At 33.9% G+C, this 24949-nt stretch carries 22 protein-coding genes and 2 pseudogenes; 7 read left to right on the top strand and 17 right to left on the bottom strand.

The window, feature by feature from the left end:
- Nucleotides 1-65: 65 nt before the first annotated feature.
- Nucleotides 66-959: a metallophosphoesterase gene (locus tag AC3WVZ_RS17145; RefSeq protein WP_001095335.1), complete on the bottom strand. Its 894-nt coding sequence runs from the start codon at nucleotides 957-959 to the stop codon at nucleotides 66-68.
- Nucleotides 960-1152: 193 nt separating this feature from the next.
- On the opposite strand from AC3WVZ_RS17145, the gene AC3WVZ_RS17150 reads away from it, so the two are divergent.
- Together AC3WVZ_RS17150 and AC3WVZ_RS17155 are read left to right on the top strand one after the other, a co-directional pair.
- On the top strand, nucleotides 1153-1968 hold the full coding sequence (locus tag AC3WVZ_RS17150) for a formate/nitrite transporter family protein (protein ID WP_063220796.1): 816 nt from the start codon (nucleotides 1153-1155) through the stop codon (nucleotides 1966-1968).
- Between the two features lie 139 nt (nucleotides 1969-2107).
- The gene (locus tag AC3WVZ_RS17155) at nucleotides 2108-2380 is read left to right on the top strand and encodes an HU family DNA-binding protein (protein ID WP_001043904.1); all 273 of its coding nucleotides are present in this window, start codon (nucleotides 2108-2110) and stop codon (nucleotides 2378-2380) included.
- A 15-nt stretch (nucleotides 2381-2395) separates the two neighbouring features.
- Here the strand turns inward: AC3WVZ_RS17155 and AC3WVZ_RS17160 are convergent, their stop codons facing one another.
- The 12 genes and pseudogenes from AC3WVZ_RS17160 to AC3WVZ_RS17215 form a co-directional block, all read right to left on the bottom strand.
- Nucleotides 2396-2878, bottom strand: a complete 483-nt coding sequence (locus tag AC3WVZ_RS17160) for a GNAT family N-acetyltransferase (protein WP_233935194.1) — start codon at nucleotides 2876-2878, stop codon at nucleotides 2396-2398.
- A gap of 220 nt (nucleotides 2879-3098) precedes the next feature.
- Nucleotides 3099-4468, bottom strand: a pseudogene (locus tag AC3WVZ_RS17165) (IS1182-like element ISBth7 family transposase); the annotation flags it as partial.
- A gap of 160 nt (nucleotides 4469-4628) precedes the next feature.
- Nucleotides 4629-7049 (bottom strand): heavy metal translocating P-type ATPase, encoded by a 2421-nt coding sequence (locus AC3WVZ_RS17170; protein ID WP_001003178.1) that lies wholly within the window; start codon nucleotides 7047-7049, stop codon nucleotides 4629-4631.
- A gap of 95 nt (nucleotides 7050-7144) precedes the next feature.
- Nucleotides 7145-7351 carry a copper chaperone CopZ gene (gene copZ, locus AC3WVZ_RS17175; protein ID WP_000436973.1) on the bottom strand — a complete coding sequence of 69 codons (207 nt, stop codon included), beginning with the start codon at nucleotides 7349-7351 and terminating at the stop codon, nucleotides 7145-7147.
- Nucleotides 7352-7554: 203 nt separating this feature from the next.
- Nucleotides 7555-7857, bottom strand: a complete 303-nt coding sequence (locus tag AC3WVZ_RS17180) for a metal-sensing transcriptional repressor (RefSeq protein WP_000349637.1) — start codon at nucleotides 7855-7857, stop codon at nucleotides 7555-7557.
- Between the two features lie 328 nt (nucleotides 7858-8185).
- Entirely contained in the window at nucleotides 8186-8413 is a 228-nt protein-coding gene (locus AC3WVZ_RS17185; RefSeq protein WP_000849103.1) for a hypothetical protein, read from the bottom strand.
- A gap of 248 nt (nucleotides 8414-8661) precedes the next feature.
- The gene (locus AC3WVZ_RS17190) at nucleotides 8662-9480 is read right to left on the bottom strand and encodes an alpha/beta hydrolase (protein ID WP_031312077.1); all 819 of its coding nucleotides are present in this window, start codon (nucleotides 9478-9480) and stop codon (nucleotides 8662-8664) included.
- Between the two features lie 16 nt (nucleotides 9481-9496).
- The gene (locus tag AC3WVZ_RS17195; RefSeq protein ID WP_000025766.1) at nucleotides 9497-10318 is read right to left on the bottom strand and encodes an ABC transporter ATP-binding protein; all 822 of its coding nucleotides are present in this window, start codon (nucleotides 10316-10318) and stop codon (nucleotides 9497-9499) included.
- Between the two features lie 14 nt (nucleotides 10319-10332).
- Entirely contained in the window at nucleotides 10333-11355 is a 1023-nt protein-coding gene (locus AC3WVZ_RS17200; RefSeq protein WP_000920450.1) for a FecCD family ABC transporter permease, read from the bottom strand.
- A complete protein-coding gene (locus AC3WVZ_RS17205) occupies nucleotides 11348-12355 on the bottom strand; it encodes a FecCD family ABC transporter permease (protein ID WP_001173042.1) in 1008 nt (335 codons plus the stop codon). Before AC3WVZ_RS17205 ends, AC3WVZ_RS17200 begins: the two co-directional genes overlap by 8 nt.
- A 27-nt stretch (nucleotides 12356-12382) precedes the next feature.
- Nucleotides 12383-13348, bottom strand: a complete 966-nt coding sequence (locus AC3WVZ_RS17210; RefSeq protein WP_001035506.1) for an iron-hydroxamate ABC transporter substrate-binding protein — start codon at nucleotides 13346-13348, stop codon at nucleotides 12383-12385.
- Nucleotides 13349-13650: 302 nt separating this feature from the next.
- Complete coding sequence (locus AC3WVZ_RS17215; RefSeq protein ID WP_000767620.1) at nucleotides 13651-14409, bottom strand: exodeoxyribonuclease III; 759 nt, start codon at nucleotides 14407-14409, stop codon at nucleotides 13651-13653.
- Nucleotides 14410-14562: 153 nt separating this feature from the next.
- Here AC3WVZ_RS17215 and AC3WVZ_RS17220 point away from each other — a divergent pair, with 153 nt between their 5' ends.
- The 3 genes from AC3WVZ_RS17220 to AC3WVZ_RS17230 are packed head-to-tail and all read left to right on the top strand — an operon-like array spanning nucleotide 14563 to nucleotide 16578.
- Nucleotides 14563-15159, top strand: coding sequence for a bifunctional transcriptional activator/DNA repair enzyme AdaA (locus AC3WVZ_RS17220; protein WP_000551322.1), 597 nt, complete (start codon nucleotides 14563-14565; stop codon nucleotides 15157-15159).
- Nucleotides 15140-15670, top strand: coding sequence for a methylated-DNA--[protein]-cysteine S-methyltransferase (locus AC3WVZ_RS17225; RefSeq protein ID WP_001089842.1), 531 nt, complete (start codon nucleotides 15140-15142; stop codon nucleotides 15668-15670). Before AC3WVZ_RS17220 ends, AC3WVZ_RS17225 begins: the two co-directional genes overlap by 20 nt.
- The gene (locus tag AC3WVZ_RS17230) at nucleotides 15667-16578 is read left to right on the top strand and encodes a DNA-3-methyladenine glycosylase 2 (RefSeq protein ID WP_233935195.1); all 912 of its coding nucleotides are present in this window, start codon (nucleotides 15667-15669) and stop codon (nucleotides 16576-16578) included. The genes AC3WVZ_RS17225 and AC3WVZ_RS17230 overlap by 4 nt, the downstream gene beginning before the upstream one ends.
- A gap of 38 nt (nucleotides 16579-16616) precedes the next feature.
- On the opposite strand, the gene pepT is transcribed toward AC3WVZ_RS17230, so the two are convergent.
- The 4 genes from pepT to AC3WVZ_RS17250 form a co-directional block, all read right to left on the bottom strand.
- Complete coding sequence (gene pepT / locus AC3WVZ_RS17235; protein ID WP_233935196.1) at nucleotides 16617-17849, bottom strand: peptidase T; 1233 nt, start codon at nucleotides 17847-17849, stop codon at nucleotides 16617-16619.
- A gap of 236 nt (nucleotides 17850-18085) precedes the next feature.
- Complete coding sequence (locus AC3WVZ_RS17240) at nucleotides 18086-18403, bottom strand: hypothetical protein (protein WP_065212063.1); 318 nt, start codon at nucleotides 18401-18403, stop codon at nucleotides 18086-18088.
- A gap of 321 nt (nucleotides 18404-18724) precedes the next feature.
- The gene (locus AC3WVZ_RS17245) at nucleotides 18725-19300 is read right to left on the bottom strand and encodes a histidine phosphatase family protein (RefSeq protein ID WP_065382185.1); all 576 of its coding nucleotides are present in this window, start codon (nucleotides 19298-19300) and stop codon (nucleotides 18725-18727) included.
- A 138-nt stretch (nucleotides 19301-19438) separates the two neighbouring features.
- Nucleotides 19439-20254, bottom strand: coding sequence for an alpha/beta fold hydrolase (locus tag AC3WVZ_RS17250; RefSeq protein WP_000640334.1), 816 nt, complete (start codon nucleotides 20252-20254; stop codon nucleotides 19439-19441).
- 407 nt (nucleotides 20255-20661) lie between these two features.
- Between AC3WVZ_RS17250 and AC3WVZ_RS17255 the strand changes: the two genes are divergently transcribed.
- On the top strand, nucleotides 20662-23382 hold the full coding sequence (locus AC3WVZ_RS17255) for a sensor domain-containing protein (RefSeq protein WP_233935198.1): 2721 nt from the start codon (nucleotides 20662-20664) through the stop codon (nucleotides 23380-23382).
- Between the two features lie 156 nt (nucleotides 23383-23538).
- Nucleotides 23539-24908 (top strand): annotated as a pseudogene (locus AC3WVZ_RS17260) (IS1182-like element ISBth7 family transposase); the annotation flags it as partial.
- Nucleotides 24909-24949 lie beyond the last annotated feature (41 nt).

Below are 24949 nucleotides of genomic sequence, written 5' to 3' on the forward strand. Positions count from 1 at the left end.
GTTTTAAGAAACTGTTTTCCATCGCCCAACATCGCACGTTCCTCCGAATCATATTGTTAAATATTCTAGTCACTCTTTTGCTTCAACACAAAAACTGAAAGTTCAGGTACACTACAAAATCTAACAGGCATCCTAGTAGTCCCAATACCACGATTTACATATAAATATAACTGCTTACTCTTCCCCTCCACTTCATACATACCTTCAACATAACTCTCAGCTAGTTTGGTAGTAATTAACGGACCTACAAAAGGGATTTGGACTTGTCCCCCGTGACTATGTCCTGACAGTTGAAGATCAACTGGGTAACGATTTATTTTGGTTACAACATCCGGCTCATGTACTAATAACATGTTGAAATCATTTTGTTTCAAGTTTTTTAAAGTTGAATCTATTTTCGGCTTCCCTAATAGAAAATCATCCAAACCTGATATTGTAATATATTTGCCGTTTTCCACTTTAATTTTCTGCACTTCATTTACTAATACAGAAAAACCAGCTTCCTCGATATATTTTTTGTAAAATAAACTACCGCCCCCACCCCTATCATGATTCCCAAACACAGCATATTTCCCTAAGGGAGCATAAATTTTCTGCAAAATAGCCTTCGCTCCCTCTCTTTCTGCACTATAAGAACCAAATTTATCTATTAAATCTCCGGTAAAAACTACTATATCTGGATGTAATTCATTCATCTTCTCCACCAAATGTTCAAGTTGCTTCAATGTAAACTCTGGCCCTAAATGTACATCTGAAAACTGTAATATTTTTTTATTATTAAATTCTTTAGGAATTGCAGAAGCTTCTATTTCATTCCATGTAACTGTTACTAGTTTTCGTTCTATTTCTGTCGCATAATAATACAAACTTACTAGTATCATTAATATACTTATAAAACTAATAATAAATATCTTTACGATTGATTTTTTTCGTTCTTTTTTTACATGATTCGTATTCATGTTTTCACCTCTAGAAACACTTTAAATCCTTATTGTTACATTAATGTGACAACATGAACAATGTTATTAATATGTAATTTCCTCCCTATTCACTTTGACAATTTTATACAGAAGTCATACCATATTTTTATAATACATATATTTTCGAATCTTTTTCTATTCATTCCATCATTTTATTACGGAGGGGTTATTCATGTCTGTATTTACACCAGAAGAAATTACGGAACTTGCTGCGAATTCCGGAAGGAAAAAAGCTCATTTATCATTACTCCCTATGCTAATTCTCGGTTTTTTTGGCGGTGCTTTTATCGCATTAGGGTATTTACTCGATATTCATGTTATTGGAACAATGCCAAAATATTGGGGATCATTTACTAGTTTTCTAGGCGCTGCTGTATTCCCTATCGGTCTTATTCTCGTTATTCTTGCAGGCGGTGAACTAGTAACTGGTAACATGATGACAGTTTCTATGGCTTGGCTTCAAAAGAAAATTACTTTATTTCATTTCATACGAAATTTAGTTATTGTTACGTTTAGCAATTTCATAGGGGCTGTATTTGCAGCCTACTTTTTCGGCCATATCGTTGGCTTAACTGAAGGAGCTTTTTTAGCGAAAACTATTTCTATCGCTCAAGCGAAACTACAAGATACACCATTGCAAGCATTTATTTCTGCAATCGGATGTAATTGGCTCGTTTGTTTAGCTGTTTGGCTCAGTATGGGAAGTAAAGAATTTATCGGAAAGATTATTGGTATTTGGTTCCCAGTTATGACTTTTGTTGCGATTGGATTTCAACACGTTGTAGCAAATATGTTTGTCATCCCAGCCGCAATTTTTGCCGGTCATTTCACTTGGGCTGAATATTTTCCAAACTTTATTTTTGTTTTCTTTGGAAATTTAGTAGGAGGTATGTTATTTGTAGCACTACCTTACTTCATATCTTATAATAAGAAACTATCTTCTTATCAAGAGAAGACTGAAATGAAGAACAAATCTCTGTCGGCTTAAATAGAATGTCTATAAAGAACCCTAAAAATATTACAAATTTCATTTTTTTTGCGAATATATGTACGTACACTTGTTCTCGAATGTTTTATACGTTATAATAACAACTTAAATAGCATTATTTACATATGAGGTGAAAAACATGAACAAAACAGAATTAATTAAAAACGTAGCACAAAATGCTGAGATTTCTCAAAAAGAAGCTACTGTAGTTGTACAAACTGTAGTAGAATCAATCACTAACACTTTAGCTGCTGGTGAAAAAGTACAACTTATCGGATTCGGTACATTCGAAGTTCGCGAAAGAGCTGCTCGTACAGGCCGTAACCCACAAACTGGTGAAGAAATGCAAATCGCAGCTTCTAAAGTACCTGCTTTCAAAGCTGGTAAAGAACTAAAAGAAGCTGTAAAATAATGAAAAATATCCTTCTCATTTATGAGAAGGATATTTTTTCATAACATAATTAATAAAAATCTGACCATTATGCTGTTTCTTTTGTTCTTTTATGCAAATAAAATCTTTACTTTCAAAAAAAGGTTTTGCGGTAATGCTCGCCTCTGTATATATCTCCCTATGTCCCAAGTTCACTGCTTCTTTTTCTAACTTCTGTAGTATGTATGAAGCGACCCTTTTCCCTTGATAATCTTTATGCGTAAATAAACGATCTACGTAACGATCATCGTTATAATCCCCAAACTCCACAATCATACCTTTATGATCCGCTACATAGCTAATATTCTTTTCTAAAGACTGTAACCAATTTTCTCTATCTAGTCGCTCCGGTGCCCACGCCTGTAGCTGTAACTCATTATAATCTTTTGCATTAACCGTATGAACTGTTTCATAAAACAATTGTAATACTTGATCTAAATCTTTTTTCTGGAATGTTCTAATTATAATATCTTTTAACATATATAAGTCTCCTTACCAAACTACCTCTTAACTTTTCTACTACATACGATTCTATATTTCTGCTTTATTATATCGTTTTAATTTCTATACGAACAAAAAAACAATACTTATTCAAGTATTGTTTTTTACAGAGTGTTGGGAAACCCTTTAGGGTTCCCAACACTCTGGAATCTTTTTTGATTTTAGCGAATAAAAACAACATAAAATAATAGAATTTTAAAAAATAGCCCTCCACCTGACCCTTTTTGGTCAGGTGGAGGGCTATTTTTTTCATGTTTTGACAAGCTGCGGTGAGATAAGCTTGCATTTGGACAGACTTCAGCCCTCGAAACCGGGCATAGCGGTAGCCATGTAGTTCTTTGGCGTCTGCAAAGCTTCGCTCTATAGTGGAACAGCGTACTTTATACAACCTTTTCCCTGTAGCTGTTAGCTTGTTTTTTCTAGCAATATCCTTATATTTCTCCCACACATGATGAGTGATAACTTTTTGTTTTTGTTTCTTTGAAAAGCACACCTCACGTAACGGACAAACAGCGCAGTCTTCTGGATTCGATTTGTATTGACGGTATCCTTCACGATCAGTTGTTACATATTCTAGAATACATCCCATCGGACAAGCGAAAACATTCATTTCTTCTACATATTTAAATTGGCTTTTCGGTACTTCTTTATTCCGTTTTCCAAATCGGCGATACCCCATCACCATAAATATATTCCGTTCTGATAGTTTCTTACAGATATATCCTGTAAAATAGCCAGCATCAAGGGCAACAGCTTCTACTTTGAAGTCGAATTTATCAATCTGAGCTTGGAGGCGTGCTAAATACGGCTCGGAATCTGCCATATTTCCAGCCGTTACATAGGTATCTGTAATAATATTGTACTTCGCATCAGTCGTACGATGATCCAAGAAATGAAAACCATTTGGTTTTCCATCTCTCATTAAAAATCCACTATCTGGATCCGTTGTACTTATACGAGTTTTTTTGGTAGGGGTATCACTTTCCTTTCTAGGTTTTAATTCTTTTTTCCATGTACCTCACGATCTTCGATTACCGCAGCTTCTAGCTCGTCTATATAAAACTTTGCTTTTTCTTTTTTATATTTATGTACAAATTTATTTTTATTGGCATTGGCCTTAATATGTGTAGAATCTGTCATCAGTGCACGTCCTCCTACCATCCGGTGCTCCGTCGCTTGTCTCACAATCTCATCAAAAATTTCTTCGAAAATATTTGTATGAATAAAACGAGTACGACGATTCCAACTGATTGTAGAGTGATCCGGAATAGTATCCGATAGAGAAAACCCTAAAAACCAACGGTAGGCAATATTCGTTTTAATTTCCTTTTCCAATTGACGCTCAGAACGAATACCGTAAAAATATCCAATAAACATCATCTTAAATAAAACAATAGGATGAATGGACGGGCGTCCATTGTTTTCACAGTAATAAGGGCGTAACTTCTCTTCAATAAAATCAAAACTAATTGTCGCTTCAATTGCACGAAGGAAATGATCTTGTGGAACCAACTCTTCTACAGAAACAGATACACGCTCATCACGATGATTTTTTAAAGCACCCATCATAAAAAATCTCTCCTTTTCCTCTTTTTTATCAGTGTTGACACATAAAAAGAGGTTCAGACACAAAAACAGGCTGTGGAGAAGACTTTCTCCACAGCCTGAAAAAAACAATACTTATTCAAGTATTGTTTTTTAATTCTATTCAATTACTTAATGTAGCTTTTTAAGGTTTTAATTTAACTCTTTGTAATCGTAATGCATTTAATACAACGGATACAGAACTAAATGCCATCGCTGCTCCAGCAACCCAAGGGGCTAAGAAACCTAATGCCGCAATTGGAATTCCTAACGCGTTATAAGCTAATGCCCAGAATAAATTTTGTTTAATATTTCTTATCGTCATTTTACTCATAAATATCGCATCAGCAATACTATTTAAGTCACCGCGGATTAACGTTATATCCGCTGCTTCCATCGCTACATCCGTTCCCGTTCCAATTGCCATACCAATGTTCGCTGTAGCAAGAGCAGGAGCATCATTTATCCCGTCTCCAACCATCGCTACTTTCTTACCATTTGCTTGCAGTTTTTTCACTTCTTCTGCTTTTCCTTCTGGCAATACTTCTGCAATTACGTGATCAATACCAACTTGCTTTGCAATTGCCTGAGCAGTTTGTGTATTATCTCCTGTAATCATCACAACGTCTAGACCCATTTTTTTCAGTCTTGCGATAGCTGCTTTTGAAGTATCTTTCACAGTATCTGCAACGGCAACTATACCAGCATATTCTTTATCGATTGCAATAAGCATTGCTGTTTTTCCTTCTCGTTCTAGCGCTTCCATTGATTTAGAAACTTCTTCAATATCAATATTGAATTTCTTCATTAATCGACGTGTACCAATTAATAAGTGTTTTCCTTCTACAACTGATTCGATACCAAATCCCGGAATCGCTTCAAACGTTTCTGAACTTGGGATATCAATTTTCTTTTCTTTAATTCCTTCTACAATCGCTTCTGCAAGCGGATGTTCAGAATTTCTTTCTGCTGCCCCTACTAATCTAAGCAGTTCATTTTCATTGAATCCATCTGCTACAATTACATCTGTTAATACCGGCTTCCCATTTGTCACTGTACCCGTTTTATCTAGAATAACCGTATCTAATCGGTGCGTTGCTTCTAAATGCTCTCCACCTTTAAATAAAATACCATACTCAGCCGATCTTCCTGATCCTGCCATAATAGATGTAGGCGTTGCAAGACCTAATGCACATGGACAAGCAATAACAAGTACTGCTATCATTTTCTCAAGTGCTCCGCCAAAATCACCAGGTGTAACAAATATCATCCATACTGCAAAGGTGATAATCGCAATCACAACTACAACCGGTACGAAAATACCTGAAATTTGATCTGCTACCCTTTGAATAGGAGCTTTTGAACCTTGTGCCTCTTCTACTACTTTAATAATTTGAGCTAATGCAGTATCTCTTCCTACCTTAGTTGCTTTCACTTTTAAAAATCCATTTTTATTTATTGTCGAACCTATTACTACATCCCCAATTGACTTATCAACAGGAATACTTTCACCCGTTAACATCGATTCATCAATTGCTGACTTTCCTTCTACAATCTCACCATCTACTGGTATTTTTTCACCAGGCTTTACATAGACGATATCACCAGCTACTACTTCTTCAATCAAAATTTTTATTTCTGTTCCATCTCGCACAACTGTAGCTGTCTTTGCTTGTAAACCCATCAATTTTTTAATTGCTTCTGATGAGCGCCCTTTTGCTTTCGCTTCAAATAATTTACCTAAAATAATTAATGTAATAAGTACCGCACTCGTTTCAAAATATAAATCTGTCATATGTTCCGAAGAACCAATAGATTGAATACTTAAATATACACTATAGAAGTACGCGGCCGACGTTCCAAGCGCCACGAGAACATCCATATTAGCACTTTTATTGCGTAACGCTTTATAAGCCCCAACATAAAACTGTCCACCAATGATAAATTGAACAGGAGTTGCAAGTGCTAGTTGCACCCAAGGGTTCATTAACATATCCGGTAAATAAATAAATGACGTAAATGAGAAATGACTAACCATTGCCCACAATAATGGGAAAGATAAAATAAACGAAATAATAAACTTCTTCTTTTGTCTTTCAATTTCTTGTAATCGATGATCAGTTGATGCATCTTGATCATCTGGTTTCACTTCTAATTTATATCCTAGCTTCGTAATCGCGCTCTTCATTTCATTTACATTAACTTCATCAGGGTTAAAGTCTACTGTGGCTGATTCTAAAGCAAAATTTACTGTCGCCTTGTTCACACCATCTAACTTATTTAAACGCTTTTCAACTCTATTTGCACATGCTGCACATGTCATTCCTGAAACAGTAAATTCAGCTTTATCACTTACAATTCCATATCCTAATGATTCAACTTTTTCTTTAAATTGTTGCGGATTTGTTTTAGTTGGATCGTACATTATTTTTGTTTTTTCAAGCGCAAAATTTACATTTGCCTCATGAACACCTTCTACTTTTTTTAGACCTTTTTCAATTCTATTTGCACATGCCGCACATGTCATTCCTGATATTTGAAGATTGGCCTCTTTTTTTTCATTCATGTCTCTCACCTCTATATACCCTTATGAGGTATAATGATTAGCAAAATAAATCGTACTTCATTTAAAGTACGATTTATTTCCATATCTAAAAATAATTATTGAACATCGTATCCTTGATCTTCGATTACAGCAACGATATCTTTTAATGTTACAGCAGACGAGTCGATAGTAACTTCAACAGTTCCTTCTGCTAATTGAACCTTCACTTGTTCAACACCGTTTAGCTCTTTCACACTGCTTTCGATAGCATTTACACAATGTCCACAAGACATACCTTCAACCTGTAATGTTAACTGTTCCATTTAAAATCCTCCTCTTGTTTATTCATTGTTTGTTAATCACAATTACATCTTACCATACCCCCCTAAGGTAATAAATGGTTTTGTATCATGATTTTTCAATTATTTTCTAAAAGTTTATTTTACACACACTTTTTCACTACAATACACCCAAATCCAATATGAGGGTAAACAAAAAAACAAGCCAGTTAAATACTAGCTTGTTTTTACGCTTTTGAAAAACGTTCAAATACTGTCATTAATTCTTCAATTGCTTCGTCACCATTTCCATTTTTAATAGCTCCTGAAACACAATGACTCGTATGATTTTTGAGAACGCCCATTCCTACTTTTTTCATCGCTGCATTAATCGCTGAAATTTGCACTAAAATATCTACGCAATAACGATCATTTTCAATCATGTTTTGAATACCGCGGACCTGTCCTTCAATTCTCTTTAATCTATTTATAATCTGTTCTTTTTCTTTTTCTGATCTATGTGTTACTGCTTCATGCTCTTTATGATCCATATTATCACCTTCTTAAAGTTTCTCTTCATCCAATAAAACAATTGTTTTTTATGAGTATACCAATTATAGCATTAAATATCTACGCATGATACCCCATAAGAGTATATTTACACTTTATGATTATTCTTAACAACGCATTAGCTTCTTAATCTCAATTTTCAGTATACCCTTTCCTTTTTGTCAAAAAATCATTATATCTCTCATCAAAATTCAATAAAGTGAAACAAGAATAAGCGGGGATTACCCGCCCCCGCTTATTCTTCGTCTATAATGTTTTAATTTAAATTTTCAGATATTTAACCCGAGAATTTTTTCTTTCCATATATAATTATTGCTGATCACATACTTTTGTATCATTCACTACTGAAGTTCCTTCAACGGTTACCGTATGAAAACAGTCATTTACTCGAACTGTCACAACATTATCTTGCCGATCAATGATATGATATTCATTAAAATTTTTATTTAGAGCACTGCGAATTTGTTCTCCTTCATAAATTGGAATGCCATGTGATAGAACCCAAATAAGTCCAGCGATAGCAAGAATAGTTTTCATACGATCTACCTCCTTGGGAATATAGTGAACTTTTCATCCATACTTTTTCAGCTCTACAAATCATGATCGGAATAAACCAAGCCTTTTTGGAAATAAGTTCATTTCGTCTATTTTATGTTTATGCTAATTGTGACCGTTTTGTGACAACTTTTTGTCTCTTTAGACGAAAAGTTGAAACAAAACTTTCGAAAAGGACAATTCTACACATTAAAAAAGGTTATGGAATGTTTCATCCATAACCTTTTTTCCTATACGTAACTAATAAACCTCAATCCTTTACTTAAAGACGTCGGCACAACAGATGCATGATTCTCCCCTTCAGCTTCATAAAACTTAAATTTAAGTTTATCGTGGTTTACTTGGAGAAGGCGCTCTGATAATTCATTTGCACCTACAACCATATGCTCTCGTTCAAGTGATCCAACTGTAAGGAACACTCCTGTTTCAAACTTAGCATTGTTTAATTCATGTATAAGGTTCTCTTCTTTTTCAAGAACGGATTTATTATTCCACCATATAGATGGACTACTAATAAAATAATTTTGAAAAGCGTTTAAGTTTGTAAATAGTATATGCAAAGCAAATAGTCCACCTAAAGAATGTCCAAATAACGTTTGCTTACTTTTATCAATCTCAAAATTCTTTTCAATTTGTGGTTTCAGTTCTTCTTCAATAAAAGTAAAGAAATTATGTGCTCCTCCTGTTTTAGGCCACGGTTTACCGTCTGGTTTTAAAGGGGCATCTTTTGAAATTACGCTAGGCGTAAAATCATAGCACCTTTCTTCCCCTGAAAATGCGCCTTCAATCGGATAACCCACTCCAACTATAACAGCTGGTGAAACACCAGTTTTTTCCGCTCTTACTGATTGTATTTTAACTGCTTCATGAAATGTTTGAAAAAAGGCATTGCCATCTAATACGTAAATAACGGGATATCCTGAATCCGGTGCTGGTTGCCTCGGCTTTGAAATATGAATTTGATATTCCTTACCTTCTAATTTTGAATACATTTTCCACTGCTCTGTATTAGATGTTATAATCTGCTGTTTTTCAACTGTAGTATTCACCCTATCCCCCCCCTTTTTAACTTGTTACATATATTTCGATTTTTTCTTCTTGAGATACAACGCTATCATAACCGAAACAAACAGGAGCCCCGTTATACGGATCAATCATGACACGCGCATCAATATGAAATACTTCTTTTAACACTTCATTTGTAATGATTTCTTCTGGGCTACCAGTTGTAACAATTTCGCCTTCCTTCATTGCAATAATTTCATCTGAAAACCTTGATGCATGGTTAATATCATGTAATACCATAACAACCGTACAATTATGTTCTTTATTTAACTTCTCCACAATTTGTAATACATCTAATTGATGAGACATATCAAGGTATGTAGTTGGCTCATCTAATAGCAACACTTCTGTCTCTTGTGCTAATGCCATCGCTAGCCATACCTTTTGTCTTTGACCACCTGATAAATTTGCAATTTGTCTCGTTCGAAATTCAGAAGTTTTCGTTATATCTAATGCCCAATCAATCATTTCTTTATCTTTTGTCGTTAACTTATTTACGTTATTTCGATGTGGATAGCGTCCATAAGAAATTAATTCTTCCACTTTAAGCTCACCTGGTGCAATTGGAGTTTGCGGGAGTAAAGCTAACTGCTTCGCAATTTCTTTCGTTGGAATTGTATGTAAATCCTGTCCTTGCAAATATACTTTACCGCTTTTTTGTTTTAAAATTCTTCCCATTGTTTTTAACAATGTCGATTTACCGCAACCGTTTGGACCTATAATTGTCGTTACTTTTCCTTCTTGTATTTCCACATTTAAATCGCGAAACACTGTAAGCTTTTCATAACTTGTTTCTAAATTTTTTGCACTTAAAATACTCACTTTTATTCCTCCTCTTACGCTTTCGCCTTATAAAGTAAATATAAGAAATACGGTACACCGACAATAGAAATAACGATTCCAACTGGTAGCTCTACAGGTGTAAAAACTGTTTTCGCAATAAAGTCTGAAGCAATTACAAGAAACATTCCGATTACGCCGCACGTAGGAATTATATACTTATGTTGAATACCGACAAGCCTTTTCGCTATATGCGGTGCCATTAAGCCAATAAAACCGATACTCCCTGAAACAGCAACACATGCGCTCACAAGCCCGATACTACTTAGTAGTAAAATCGATTTCTCTCTTTCTACTGAAACACCTAAACTTGTAATACTCGTTTCTTCCAATTGAAATAAATCTAATAAATAAGCTTTCTTTTGTATAAGCGGAATTAAGATAATAAGCCATGGTAACATAGCCACAATATACTTCCAGTTTGCACTATATATGCTTCCAGACACCCACACTGCGGCCATTTCAAAATCAGTTGACTTCATTTTGAGTGATAAGTACATAGAAAAGGCTCCAAATCCTGATCCAATTGCAATCCCTGTTAATAAAAGTCGCTGCGAATCTAATTTACCGTTTTTCCAAGAAAACAGATAAATGATGATAGCTGCACCTAATCCGCCTACTAAACCAAACATTGGCATCATCATAATAGAAACCCAGTCTGTGCTTTTTAATTGCCCTTGAAAGAAAAACATAAAAATGACAATCGCTGTTCCTGCTCCGGCATTTACGCCTAAAATACCTGGGTCCGCCAACCCATTTCTCGTAATCCCTTGAATAACGGCACCCGCAACACCAAGGCCTAATCCTACTAATCCAGCAATTACGATGCGCGGAAGGCGAAACTCAAAAATAACTAAATCATGTTCTGGTACTGGATCAATTCTAAACAGTGTTTTAAATACATCTGTAATCGTAATGTCGAACGTACCATTTGTTAAACTAATATAAATAGCACATAGTATTAAAAATATAATAATCCCCATCGTCATTCCGAAACGTTGACTTGAACTTTTAAGCATGTCTCTCTCCTCCTCTAGTACGGATTAAATAAAGGAAGAAAGGAATTCCAATTAAAGAGGTAACGACTCCAATAGGTGTTTCAAATGGATAGTTTACAAATCTACTCAAAACGTCACATAACGCTAAGAAAACGCCACCAATAACACCTGCACATGGCAAAATCCACTTATAATCTACCCCAATTATAAAGCGCGTAATGTGCGGAATAATTAAACCTACAAAACCAACTTTCCCCACTAAAGCAACTGCTGTTCCTGTTAAGAAAATTACCGATAAAATTGCCATCGCTTTAACTAGTTTTGTACGTTGCCCTAAATTAATAGAAACCTCTTCGCCTAATGAAAGAATGGTAATAGATTTTGATATTAACAATGCTAAAATTATTCCAATTATCCCAAACGGTATCGTGATTTTAATGATATTAGGATCTACTTGATCTAACTTTGCATTAAACCAAAAACTAACATTTTGAGAAATTTGGAAATACGAAGCCATTGCAGCCGATACACTACTTAAAAATGTTCCAATAACTGTTCCTATAATCGCTAACCTAACTGGTGATAAGCCATTTTGAAGGAGCGAACCAAAACCAAACACGATACCGGCTCCTAGTGCAGAACCAATCATTGAACATACAACCATACCAATTGATGACATTCCCGGAAGAAAAATCATGCTAAGTGTAATAACAAAGGCAGCGCCATCCGTCACACCCATAATAGAAGGGGATGCAAGATAGTTTCTTGTCATCCCCTGCATAAGTGCTCCTGATATGGCTAGAAATGCTCCGACTAAAAGAGCTGCAACTACCCTTGGTAAACGTGAAGTAATAATAATATTATGATTTACATCGCTTGAATCAAAATGAAATAATGCGTTCCACACTGTTTCAGCGTCAATACTTTTTGCCCCATACAAAATCGAAAGTATAATTGTAAATAAGATGAGTATGGGTGCTATACATAATATAGTTACTGGTACTGCATTTGTTTTCTGCATATCATTCAACGCACCTTACTTATTGTATTATTTAGATAAATTTTTCACGGCTTCTTTTAAGAATGCTGTTTTACTCCAAGCTGTACCACCTTGTGCCATTGGATCTACAACATTTACAAATACTTTCTTTTCCTTCGCAGCATTCATACTTTGCCAAATTGGATTACTTTCAATTTCTTCTAACACTTTCGGGTTTTTATTTTCACTTGCCTCATATTGTAAGAAAATATAATCTGGGTTAAGTTCAGCAAGTTTTTCAAATGAAATTTTCTCTTGTGCTTTTACAGTTTTCAATTGTTCTGGAGCAGTTAGTCCAAGATCTTTATAAATTACAGGGTTGAAGTATACTCCTTCTGGATATAGGAATAATTCATTTGCTCTTAGTCTTATGACAAGTACTTTTTTATCTTTTAACTTATCTCCTAGTTTTGCTTTTGCTTTTTCAGCGTCCGAATTGTAATCCTTAATAATTTTTTCTGCTTTATCTTTTTTACCAGTTAATTCTCCCATTAACTTTAAGTTATCTTCCCAATTTGTTGAAACGTGTGATACCGGGAATGTAGGAGCTACTTTCGTAAACTTTTCAGCTGTTTCTGCTGGGAATTTCGTACTCGATGTAATAACATCTGGTTTTAATTGTAGTAATGTTTCGAAATTGGGTTGCATTTTCTCACCAACAGATTTAGCACCTTCTAACTCTTTTTCAAGATATTTTGGTAATTTACCACCTACAGTAATGGCACCAACTGGTTTAATTCCAAGTACTGCCGCATCTTCCATTGACTCTAAACTAGCTGTCGCAATTTTATCTACTTTTGCTGGCACTGTATACTCTTTACCTAAATATGTGATTTTTCTTTTTTCATCTTTTTTCGTTTCCGTAGCTTTTGTCTGTTGTTTTTGCTCGCCTGAAGTTTTATCCGCACTATTACATGCCGCTAAACCTACACTTAAAACTGTAACCATTCCTAAAGTAAATAATTTCTTGTTCATCTTTATATGTCTCCTCTCGAATTTTCAAACTATATTCTCAATAAAATTTAACTATATGAACCTTGTCCCATATATATATTTCATTAGATTAATAATTTTATCCAGAACTCATTCCCGTTCACTTCCCCTAGACTATAATTCTTTTACGCCTTCATCACTTGATAATCATTTTCACTGATAATGATTATCGTTACTAAGTATATATTTAATATGAAATTATTTCAAGAATGATTTGAAAAATTTTAACAAACTGAATTAAAAAAAGAAGTATCTCCCTAATATTAGGGAGATACTTCTTTTTTTTAGAAATTTATATGTAATTCAACTGGACAATGGTCTGACCCCATTACTTCACTATTAATTTTCGCTTCTGTTATTTGGTCTTTCATTCTTTCCGAAACAACAAAATAATCTAAACGCCATCCGATATTTTTCGCTCTCGCGCCCATACGATACGACCACCACGAGTATGCACCTTCTTGATTAGGATAAAGGTAACGATATGTATCAATAAATCCTTCTTCTAAAATACATGAAAATTTCTCTCGTTCCTCATCAGAGAATCCAGGATTTTCACGATTACTTTTCGGATTTTTCAAATCGATTTCTTTATGAGCAACATTTAAGTCTCCACAAAAAATAACTGGTTTCTTCTCATCTAATCGTTTGATATAGGACCTGAAATCATCTTCCCATTTCATTCTGTAATCTAATCGTTCTAATCCACGTTTTGAATTTGGTGTATATAACGTTATCATGTAAAAATCTTCGAATTCTAAAGTAATAAGTCGCCCTTCTTGATCATGCTCTTCAATGCCTAAACCATATGTAACTGAAAGCGGTTCTTTTTTCGAAAAAATAGCAGTTCCTGAATATCCTTTTTTCACAGCATAATTCCAGTATGTATAATATCCCTCTAAATTTAAATCAATTTGCCCTTCTTGTAATTTAATCTCTTGTAGACAAAATATGTCAGCACTTGATTCCTCAAGATATTCCAAAAATCCACCTTTTGCGATAACAGCTCGCAAACCATTTACATTCCATGAAATTAACTTCATTTATAGTCCTCCTCTTGATGTTTATTTCCAAATTTCATGCTATCACAAAATAGAAAACAATCATATTTTCACCTTTGTAATCTTGCTCTTACATTTATGAATACATACATACGCACTTTATTCAGGTTATACTAATTTCAGAGGTGATGTTCTATGCACAATGAAGGAGTTACATTAACAAATGAGTATTGGCAAGCAATTATTCATAATGATTCTTCCTATGATAGCAAATTCTTTTATGCTGTGAAATCAACTGGAATCTTTTGCAGACCATCATGCAAATCAAGAATACCGAATAGAAACAATGTACGAATTTTTCATCATGCAGAGCAAGCATTAAGTGAGAACTTTCGCCCGTGCAAACGTTGTAAGCCAAATGGGATCACTTTACCTAATGAAGAGTGGGTAGAACAAATTAAAGACTATATCGAAAAGCATTATGACGAATCCTTAACTCTCGACATGCTTGCGGAAATGTGTCACGGTAGCCCTTTTCATTTACAACGTACTTTCAAAAGAATAATAGGGTTAACTCCTATAGAATATATACAACAATTCAGGGTTCTTAAAGCAACCGAATACCTTTTACACACAAATCAATCTATTAAAGAAATTAGTACTGCTGTCGGGATAGAAAACCCAGAGTATTTCGCAACTTTATTTAAAAAGAAAACCGGATTTACTCCTACTGAATATCGAAAAAAGAACGAAATGAAAGAGGGATACGATAATGAATTCCTACAAAAATAATTATATATATTGGACGCTACTTACACATAAAAATTGGCGATTTCATATTGCTGCAACTGAAAATGGACTATGTTTCATTGGATCACAAGACGAAAACTTTGAAGAATTAAATATATGGGCTAGAAAAAAACTGCCCCAACATATATTGACCCATAGTCCAGGTTACTTGCAAATATATACGCAAGAAGTTATCGAGTATTTAGAAAACAAGCGAGAAACTTTTACATTTCCTATCGATGCTTATGGAACTAATTTTCAATTATCTGTTTGGAATACGGTACGTGAAATTCCTTATGGAAAGACATATTCTTATACAGAAATTGCTGAAAGAATTCAAAAACCTAAAGCTGTGCGCGCCGTTGCTTCTGCTATTGCTGCTAACCCTCTTCTTATTACCATTCCTTGTCACCGCGTTATTGGGAAGAATGGGAAACTAACCGGATTTAGGGGTGGATTAGAAATGAAGAAAAAATTGCTTACATTAGAAAAGTTGCAGGTGGAATTCATATGACAGCAGAATATAATAGCGTATTATCTATAGCAGTTCCAAAAGAATTTTGTTTCCAAGAAAATTTACGTTATCTATCACGCTCTAACAATGAATGTATGTTCCATATTGAAGATAACAAAATTTATAAAGTTATCCCTGTTCAAGATGTAAATCCTTTAGTTGAAATTAGTGTGAATACAGATGGGAATATTCAAATACGTTGTTTAGAAGAACCATATACATCTGAAAAATCGATACGTGAAGCTGTAGTTAACTATGTAAAAGAATGGTTTGATTTAACTACTGATTTAGCCCCATTTTATACATTAGCTAAACATGATTTACTCCTTCAAGGACCAATTGAACAATATTATGGCCTTCGTACTTTAGGCATTCCAGACTTATTTGAGGCACTTTCCTGGGGAATTATCGATCAACAAATTAACTTAACATATGCTTATACACTAAAAAGGAGATTAGTTGAGCAATTTGGAAGTTATGTAGAATGGGACGATAGAAAACATTGGATATTCCCATCACCTGAAACAATTGCAAATCTACATGTAGAAAATCTTCAACAATTAAAAATGACGACTAGAAAATGTGAATATTTAATCGGTATTGCGAAGCTTATTACAGAGAGAAAATTATCAAAAGAGGATTTACTGCAAACACAAGATGTAAAGGTTGCTGAGAAACAATTAACTGCTATCCATGGTATAGGACCATGGACTGCCAACTATGTTTTAATGCGTTGTTTAAGATTTCCTTCGGCTTTTCCAATTGATGATGTTGGTCTGCATAATGCAATTAAATTTATAACAGGTTCCGAAAATAAACCAACAAAAAATGAAATAAAAGATTTCGCGGCAAACTGGGCTAATTGGGAGTCTTATGCGACTTTTTATTTGTGGCGAGTACTATATTAAAAGAACCAAGTAGCACATTCGTACTACTTGGTTCTTTTTTAAGCTTGCTCCTCAAAACGTCTTGCAATTTCCACAATAACTTGAACGGCTTTTTCCATAGTATCTACCGAAACATACTCAAATTTACCGTGATAGTTTTCACCACCAGTGAAAATATTCGGCGTCGGTAATCCCATATATGATAATTGTGATCCATCTGTGCCTCCGCGAATCGGATGAATATTTGGTTCAATGTCTAAACTTTTCATTGCTTCATATGCAATATCAACAATTTCTCTTACCGGTTCAATTTTTTCAAGCATGTTATAGTATTGATCATTCATTTCTAAAACGACTGCATCTTCGCCATATTTTTCTTGCATAGTCTTCACAATATTTTTAACGTTATTTTTACGTGCCTCAAAATTTTCACGATCAAAGTCTCGAATAATATAATATGCTTTACTTTGCTCAACATCACCATTTAAAGAAAGTAAATGATAGAATCCTTCATAGCCTTCTGTATATTCTGGCGCATCTTCTACTGGTAAATACCCATTAAACTCCATAGCAAGTTTAGGAGCATTGCGCATTTTATTTTTTGCTGTTCCAGGATGTGTATTCGTTCCGTTAAACGTTAACTTAGCACCTGCAGCATTAAAACTTTCATACTCTAAACCACCTAATGGACCTCCATCCATCGTATAAGCGAATGATGCACCAAACGCTTCTACATCAAAATGCGCTGGCCCACGACCAATTTCTTCATCCGGTGTAAATGCTACTCTTATTTTCCCGTGCTTAATTTGTGGATTATGTATTAAATGGTTCATTGCAACCATAATTTCTGTAAGACCAGCTTTATCATCTGCTCCTAGAAGTGTTGTACCATCAGTTGTAATAATGGTATGTCCTTTATATGATGGTAATTCCGGGAACTGCTCTGGTGTTAACACAACATTTAGCTCTTCATTTAACGTAATTGCATTACCATCAAAATTTTCATGAATTTGTGGTTTGACGTTTTTCCCTGTAAAGTCTGTTGCCGTATCTAAATGGGCTAAAAATCCGATTACAGGAACATCCTTGTCCGTATTAGCTGGAAGTGTTGCCATTACATAGCCATTATCATCCATCGTTACTTCTGTTAAACCAATTTCTTTTAGCTCTTCCACTAATAACTTACCAAACTCAATTTGTCCTGGTGTTGTTGGTACTGTATGACTTTCTTCATTTGATTGCGTATCAATTTTTACATATCTCGTAAATCTTTCAATAAGTTCTTGTTTCAAGTTCATTCACTCCCTTTTATGTTCCTCCCTCCATTATAATCCTTAAAACGAAATATTTTAACTTTTTTGACTGTGAAGATGTATATTTCATTTACATTGTTAACACTTTTACATAACAAAAAGAAAATTAGTGAACATATTTAAAGTACAGCTTAATACAAATAAATTCACCCTATTTACGACTCTCATCGCAAATAGGGTGTTTCTGTTTTTAGCTCGCAATTTAAGAATATATACTACTCATTTACAATAAAAGTATATACATCATCATAAATACAGCCATTTACTTTAATCACATACTTCCCAGGTTTATTAAAACTAATTGTGTATTTATTTAACTGAATTGCTTCTTTATCTCCAGAAAGAATATCAATGCTTCTGCCACTTAATACATACAATTCATTTAGATTCATCGTTACATCAATTGCATTGAAATTTTCTACCTTCACTTGCTGTGCTTCCGCAACGCTTACACTTGGTTCTAAAAACAGTAATCCACTTAATCCAATCGTCCCCGCTAAAGCAACTCCCGCAAACTTTTTAATCTGTTTCATTACAATGACCTCCTTATAGATTTTACGTAAAGGCAATGTCCTCCCTTACACCACAAAGCCTATATGTAATGAAATGAAAAGTAAACGGGGACTGTAAGACAAAATTCTACATCTTTTTCTCCTATTGAATATAAATCCAACGTTTGGAATTTTGACACATTTAAAATTGTTTCCCTAAACCAATTTCTCCATAATTTATTCAAAGACTGAATAATTACTTATTTATTTAACATTCTAACAATAGTTGATAAAGATGCTTTCTATTCAAAAAAAGACTTTGCTATAAAAGTAACTTTTACAACAAAATCCATGCAACTAATTTTATTCAGCTTTCCATAATCTCTCTACATTCATTAATTGTTCTTCTTTAAATTCCATCTTATATATATCCGGTTTTGACGTATTCATTAAAAATTCAAAACCATATTGTTTATCAAAATAGTTCATCATTAATGTCATGACAAGCCCATGTGTACCAATTACAATTTTGCATCCTCGAAAATCCATTAAGATTTCTTTTAATACTTTCACTACTCTTCTCTGGCAATCTGCATATGACTCTCCTTGCGTTCGTGCAAAGTCCGGATTAGAGAACATCTTCTGTACAAGTGGATACACCTCTTTGTCTGATATAACCTGATCCTCACTTGAAAACATACACTCTTTAAGATTTTCATATACTACTATTTCTTTTTCATGGAAATTAGCTGACTCCTCTATCGTTAGCATAGCCCGATTATAAGGACTGGAAATAAAAGTATCAATCCTCTCCGCTTTTAATATGTCAGTTACTCTACGGGCATCCATATGTCCCCTCTCAGTTAATCCACGCATTCTTTCATTTCCTTCTAGTTTTGGTGATTCACCGTGTCTAACCATATAAATATATGTGCTCATAATTTCTCCTTAAAATTTTTTATAAAGTGAAACTTTAATCAGCCCTCACTAATCGGGCTGCCCGGCAAATAGCAAGATAAGTTAATAAATCACGTTCATTTATCCCATTTCAACACTTAGGGGTAATACTAAAATACTTTATAAACTGTGCTGATTTGTTCGTCTAATCCATTCTCCTACTAAACTCTCAAATAATTCAGGCTGCTCAATTTGCAAATTATGCCCTGCCATATCTAACACTGCTAATGTTGCCCTTGGATATTCTTCAATAATTTCTATAATATTTTGATAACCTACTGATATATCTTGTCTTCCAGTCAGTAAAAGAACGGGATTTTCATATTTTTCATGCTGAAAATCCATAGTAAGAGAGTAATTCTTTTGCAACCTTTCAATAAATTCATAATTAGCAACATCTAACCCAGGCTTAATTTCTTCTTTAAATCGCTTATATGTATATTCATTTGCTATTACAGCTAACTCACAAAACTCCTCTCTTTCTGTGGAAGTGAGCGTATTTAAAAATTCCTCATCTTGTACAATTACCTGTTTATCTGGAAGAATCCTTTTTTCTGGCTCCGCTACAACAACAGGACATACTAATAGTAATCCGCTAACTCTCTCAAACATCTTTGCAAGTATACCTTTGGCTAAATAGCCTCCATATGATTCTCCTACCAATAAAAATTTTTCAGTAGAAATGATTTCCTCAATAAATGTGATAAGCACTTCTACTATACGATCTGAACTATTTATCCAATTTGGAGCATTCGATTTTCCCATTCCAGGTAAATCAATATATATTCGCTTATAACCTTCATATTTCTGAAATACTGATTCCATACATTTCATCATTAACCTATGGTCAGGGGCGCAGCCATGTATGATAATGACCGGTTTACCCTCTCCCACAATTTCATAGTATATTTCTGCATCTTTAATTCGATATATCATAAAAAAGCCTCCCTATTTAGTGGCAATACTATTCCACTCTGTAAGAATACACGTTCTTATTTTATATCTTTTCTCAACATTTTCACAAATATTAATCTTCAGATTAAAAATAAAAAGCTCACCAAAAAAAGATACTCATCATTTTATATGCAATTTTGCATCTCCACTTACAAATCACTAAAAAAACTTTACAATTCAAAGGATGACTAAATATACAATTTCTATTTAAAGTCTTGATACAGTCTATACTATCAACCGTAATATTTTTTCAACCTTAAGAATACTTACACTCTTTAACACTTTCCTTATAAACATGATTTTTATAAGGAAATCTGATACAATTCTTAAATAATATTATTATGTATAGATATAACGAACATAGTGCATAATTAAAGAAGGTGATTTCATTGAAATTAAATAAAAATTTACAATTATGTATATTAATCGGAACATTAATATGCTATTCAATCTATTTTATGTTTTTCTATCTGTTCCCTACTCATTTTTCAAATTCAGATGTACGCTTCGCTTCACTTGTCGTTGAAGCCATTACATTTGTATCACTGATTTACTCTATATATTCTAAAAAAGTCAGTTCAAATCCGTTTTGGATATGTATTACAATAGCAATTGGTAGTTTTTTATTAGGGAAAATAGTATATACATATCAAGATAGCTTCTTCGAAATTCCAATACATCGTTTTACGGTTTCTGATGTATTTTACATGTTTTTTCTATTTTTCTGTCTTATCGCTTTCTGCTATAAAATCTTAAAGGAATGCAATAAATGGGAAAAAGCGTTCTTTATTTGTGATATATGCATAGTGCTTACTTCCATATTTACATTAGAATGGTATTTATTTAATCAACCAAATTTAAATATATTCGCTCTTTCACTAGGAGATGTTTTCCTTTCATTTTTATACCCAATTGCAGATTTATTATTTCTACTGCTAGGTGTTAGTCTCTTTTTCCGTCCAACAATTTTTAATTCCAAACGGAAAATTTATATCTTTATTTTTGTATTAATAAGTTCTGCAACTTTTAACTATATTTATTTTTACTTAAATAACCACTTATCAACTGAAACGATAATATTATTACGTCTTTTATATAGAATACCTATAGTACTTATTGCAATAGCTGGCTCTATTTCAGAAGATCATAATAGCCATAAAAATTATTTCCTTGTAAACCCTATAATAGGAAAAAAAGCTTTAGTTGTATTTCCCTATCTTGCTGTTGCAATACTAATCGGGTTTACATTAAAAGAACAAACATCATCTTCAACTCTCATTACAGGAAATTGTATTACTTTTATTTTCGTACTCATTCGTCATTCTATCGTACGTATGCAAAACAATTCCTTAACAAAACGTTTGCAGGCATTTAATGCCCAACTAGAAGGAAAAGTTACTTTACGGACTTCTGATTTAGTTCATAAATCAGAGGCTCTTTCTCAAAAACAGCAAAAGTTTAAATCATTATATGAATATCATCCTGACCCTATTTTCACCATTGATTTAAATGGAATATTCTTAAATGTAAATAAGGCTGGGAGTGTACTACTTGGAGCACCAACAGATGAGTTACTCGGTGAAACTTGTTTTTCGATTATTTTAGATGAAGATAAGCATAAGCTAGCATTGGCGTTAGAGAAAGTGAAACAACAAGAATCGGCATCCTTACAACTTAGTTCTCAATATAAAGATGGCTTTACTTATTTTTTATACGTTACAATCATTCCTATTATAATAGACGGACAAATTTCAGGAAGCTATATTATGGTGAAAGATATTACTGCACTAAAAAAACAGCAAGAAGAAATAAAATATTTAGCATTCCATGACACTGTAACGAAAATTGGTAACCGTGCCTTTTTCCATAAGAAATTAAAGAGAGTTATAAAAAATGCTGAAATAACAGAAAGCGAGTTTGCATTATTATATTTAGATTTAGATCGCTTTAAAGCAATTAACGATACACTTGGACATTCATCAGGAGACTACATATTAGAAGAAGTAGCAAAGCGCTTCCAATCATGTCTTCCATCACATACTCATCTTTCAAGAATCGGTGGCGATGAATTTACAATCATAATTGAAAACTATACTGACGAAGATTACTTATTCCAATTATGTAACCAATTATTTAAATGCATGAAAAAGTCATTTATCATACATGAGCATAAATTAACTTTATCACTGAGTATCGGCATCGCTATTTATCCACATTCCGGAATCGATACCGCTACACTTCTGAAAAACGCTAATGTTGCAATGTATGATGCAAAAGCAAAAGAACTTAACTCTGTATCTATTTATGACGATGTAATCGCTAAAAAAATTGAAAGACGATTGCGATTAGAAAAAGATTTACCAAACGCACTACAAAATGAAGAATTGTTCCTTTTGTATCAACCTCAAGTTGATAGTGAATCTAATAAAATTATCGGTGCAGAAGCTTTAATTAGGTGGAATCATCCTGAATTAGGTATTATTTCTCCATACGAGTTTATTCCGATTGCAGAAGAAACACTACAAATTATTTCAATAGGTAAATGGACATTAGAGCAGGCTTGTAAACAAATGAAACGTTGGCACGCACTCGGATATTCACATTTAAAAATAGGTGTAAATTTATCTGCTAAGGAATTTGAACAAGAGGATTTTGTAAAATCTATTTCTTCTACTTTAACAAATACAGGTTTACCAGCAAGCTCTCTTGATCTTGAATTAACAGAGCGAATTGCAATGATGGATGAGCGAGAAACATTGATAAAACTGCGTACACTAAAAAGTTTAGGGATTCACATTTCTATCGACGATTTTGGTACAGGTTATTCTTCGCTAGCCTACTTACCTTTGTATCCAATTGATACGTTAAAAATCCCGAGAGAATTTATTACAATGTCTGAAACATGTGATGATGGAATGGAAATTATTAAAACGATCATCACATTAGCAAATACATTAGGAATGTCTGTCATTGCTGAAGGTGTAGAAACGAAAGAGCACGTAAATTTCCTTCAAAAAAATAAATGTCAGTTTATTCAAGGTTATTATTACAGTAAACCTATTCATATTCATGCATTTACTGAGCTATTAGAAAACGGCATTCACCCATAGTACATAACTAATTAGAACAAATATAGCAAAAAGGAAAGAAGATACCTTCTTTCCTTTTCAGGCTGTGGAGAAAGTCTTCTCCACAGCCTGTTTTTGTGTCTGAACCTCTTTTTATGTGTCAACACTGATAAAAAAGAGGAAAAGGAGAGATTTTTTATGATGGGTGCTTTAAAAAATCATCGTGATGAGCGTGTATCTGTTTCTGTAGAAGAGTTGGTTCCACAAGATCATTTCCTTCGTGCAATTGAAGCGACAATTAGTTTTGATTTTATTGAAGAGAAGTTACGCCCTTATTACTGTGAAAACAATGGACGCCCGTCCATTCATCCTATTGTTTTATTTAAGATGATGTTTATTGGATATTTTTACGGTATTCGTTCTGAGCGTCAATTGGAAAAGGAAATTAAAACGAATATTGCCTACCGTTGGTTTTTAGGGTTTTCTCTATCGGATACTATTCCGGATCACTCTACAATCAGTTGGAATCGTCGTACTCGTTTTATTCATACAAATATTTTCGAAGAAATTTTTGATGAGATTGTGAGACAAGCGACGGAGCACCGGATGGTAGGAGGACGTGCACTGATGACAGATTCTACACATATTAAGGCCAATGCCAATAAAAATAAATTTGTACATAAATATAAAAAAGAAAAAGCAAAGTTTTATATAGACGAGCTAGAAGCTGCGGTAATCGAAGATCGTGAGGTACATGGAAAAAAGAATTAAAACCTAGAAAGGAAAGTGATACCCCTACCAAAAAAACTCGTATAAGTACAACGGATCCAGATAGTGGATTTTTAATGAGAGATGGAAAACCAAATGGTTTTCATTTCTTGGATCATCGTACGACTGATGCGAAGTACAATATTATTACAGATACCTATGTAACGGCTGGAAATATGGCAGATTCCGAGCCGTATTTAGCACGCCTCCAAGCTCAGATTGATAAATTCGACTTCAAAGTAGAAGCTGTTGCCCTTGATGCTGGCTATTTTACAGGATATATCTGTAAGAAACTATCAGAACGGAATATATTTATGGTGATGGGGTATCGCCGATTTGGAAAACGGAATAAAGAAGTACCGAAAAGCCAATTTAAATATGTAGAAGAAATGAATGTTTTCGCTTGTCCGATGGGATGTATTCTAGAATATGTAACAACTGATCGTGAAGGATACCGTCAATACAAATCGAATCCAGAAGACTGCGCTGTTTGTCCGTTACGTGAGGTGTGCTTTTCAAAGAAACAAAAACAAAAAGTTATCACTCATCATGTGTGGGAGAAATATAAGGATATTGCTAGAAAAAACAAGCTAACAGCTACAGGGAAAAGGTTGTATAAAGTACGCTGTTCCACTATAGAGCGAAGCTTTGCAGACGCCAAAGAACTACATGGCTACCGCTATGCCCGGTTTCGAGGGCTGAAGTCTGTCCAAATGCAAGCTTATCTCACCGCAGCTTGTCAAAACATGAAAAAAATAGCCCTCCACCTGACCAAAAAGGGTCAGGTGGAGGGCTATTTTTTAAAATTCTATTATTTTATGTTGTTTTTATTCGCTAAAAT

The organism is Bacillus sp. CPT56D-587-MTF, from assembly GCF_058792335.1.

Bases quoted from the DNA above. Each gene is read 5' to 3' on its own strand.
- AC3WVZ_RS17145 (WP_001095335.1), bottom strand. From the start codon at position 959: ATGAATACGAATCATGTAAAAAAAGAACGAAAAAAATCAATCGTAAAG.
- AC3WVZ_RS17150 (WP_063220796.1), top strand. From the start codon at position 1,153: ATGTCTGTATTTACACCAGAAGAAATTACGGAACTTGCTGCGAATTCC.
- AC3WVZ_RS17155 (WP_001043904.1), top strand. From the start codon at position 2,108: ATGAACAAAACAGAATTAATTAAAAACGTAGCACAAAATGCTGAGATT.
- AC3WVZ_RS17160 (WP_233935194.1), bottom strand. From the start codon at position 2,878: ATGTTAAAAGATATTATAATTAGAACATTCCAGAAAAAAGATTTAGAT.
- AC3WVZ_RS17170 (WP_001003178.1), bottom strand. From the start codon at position 7,049: ATGAATGAAAAAAAAGAGGCCAATCTTCAAATATCAGGAATGACATGT.
- copZ (WP_000436973.1), bottom strand. From the start codon at position 7,351: ATGGAACAGTTAACATTACAGGTTGAAGGTATGTCTTGTGGACATTGT.
- AC3WVZ_RS17180 (WP_000349637.1), bottom strand. From the start codon at position 7,857: ATGGATCATAAAGAGCATGAAGCAGTAACACATAGATCAGAAAAAGAA.
- AC3WVZ_RS17185 (WP_000849103.1), bottom strand. From the start codon at position 8,413: ATGAAAACTATTCTTGCTATCGCTGGACTTATTTGGGTTCTATCACAT.
- AC3WVZ_RS17200 (WP_000920450.1), bottom strand. From the start codon at position 11,355: ATGCTTAAAAGTTCAAGTCAACGTTTCGGAATGACGATGGGGATTATT.
- AC3WVZ_RS17205 (WP_001173042.1), bottom strand. From the start codon at position 12,355: ATGCAGAAAACAAATGCAGTACCAGTAACTATATTATGTATAGCACCC.
- AC3WVZ_RS17210 (WP_001035506.1), bottom strand. From the start codon at position 13,348: ATGAACAAGAAATTATTTACTTTAGGAATGGTTACAGTTTTAAGTGTA.
- AC3WVZ_RS17215 (WP_000767620.1), bottom strand. From the start codon at position 14,409: ATGAAGTTAATTTCATGGAATGTAAATGGTTTGCGAGCTGTTATCGCA.
- AC3WVZ_RS17220 (WP_000551322.1), top strand. From the start codon at position 14,563: ATGCACAATGAAGGAGTTACATTAACAAATGAGTATTGGCAAGCAATT.
- AC3WVZ_RS17225 (WP_001089842.1), top strand. From the start codon at position 15,140: ATGAATTCCTACAAAAATAATTATATATATTGGACGCTACTTACACAT.
- AC3WVZ_RS17230 (WP_233935195.1), top strand. From the start codon at position 15,667: ATGACAGCAGAATATAATAGCGTATTATCTATAGCAGTTCCAAAAGAA.
- AC3WVZ_RS17240 (WP_065212063.1), bottom strand. From the start codon at position 18,403: ATGAAACAGATTAAAAAGTTTGCGGGAGTTGCTTTAGCGGGGACGATT.
- AC3WVZ_RS17245 (WP_065382185.1), bottom strand. From the start codon at position 19,300: ATGAGCACATATATTTATATGGTTAGACACGGTGAATCACCAAAACTA.
- AC3WVZ_RS17250 (WP_000640334.1), bottom strand. From the start codon at position 20,254: ATGATATATCGAATTAAAGATGCAGAAATATACTATGAAATTGTGGGA.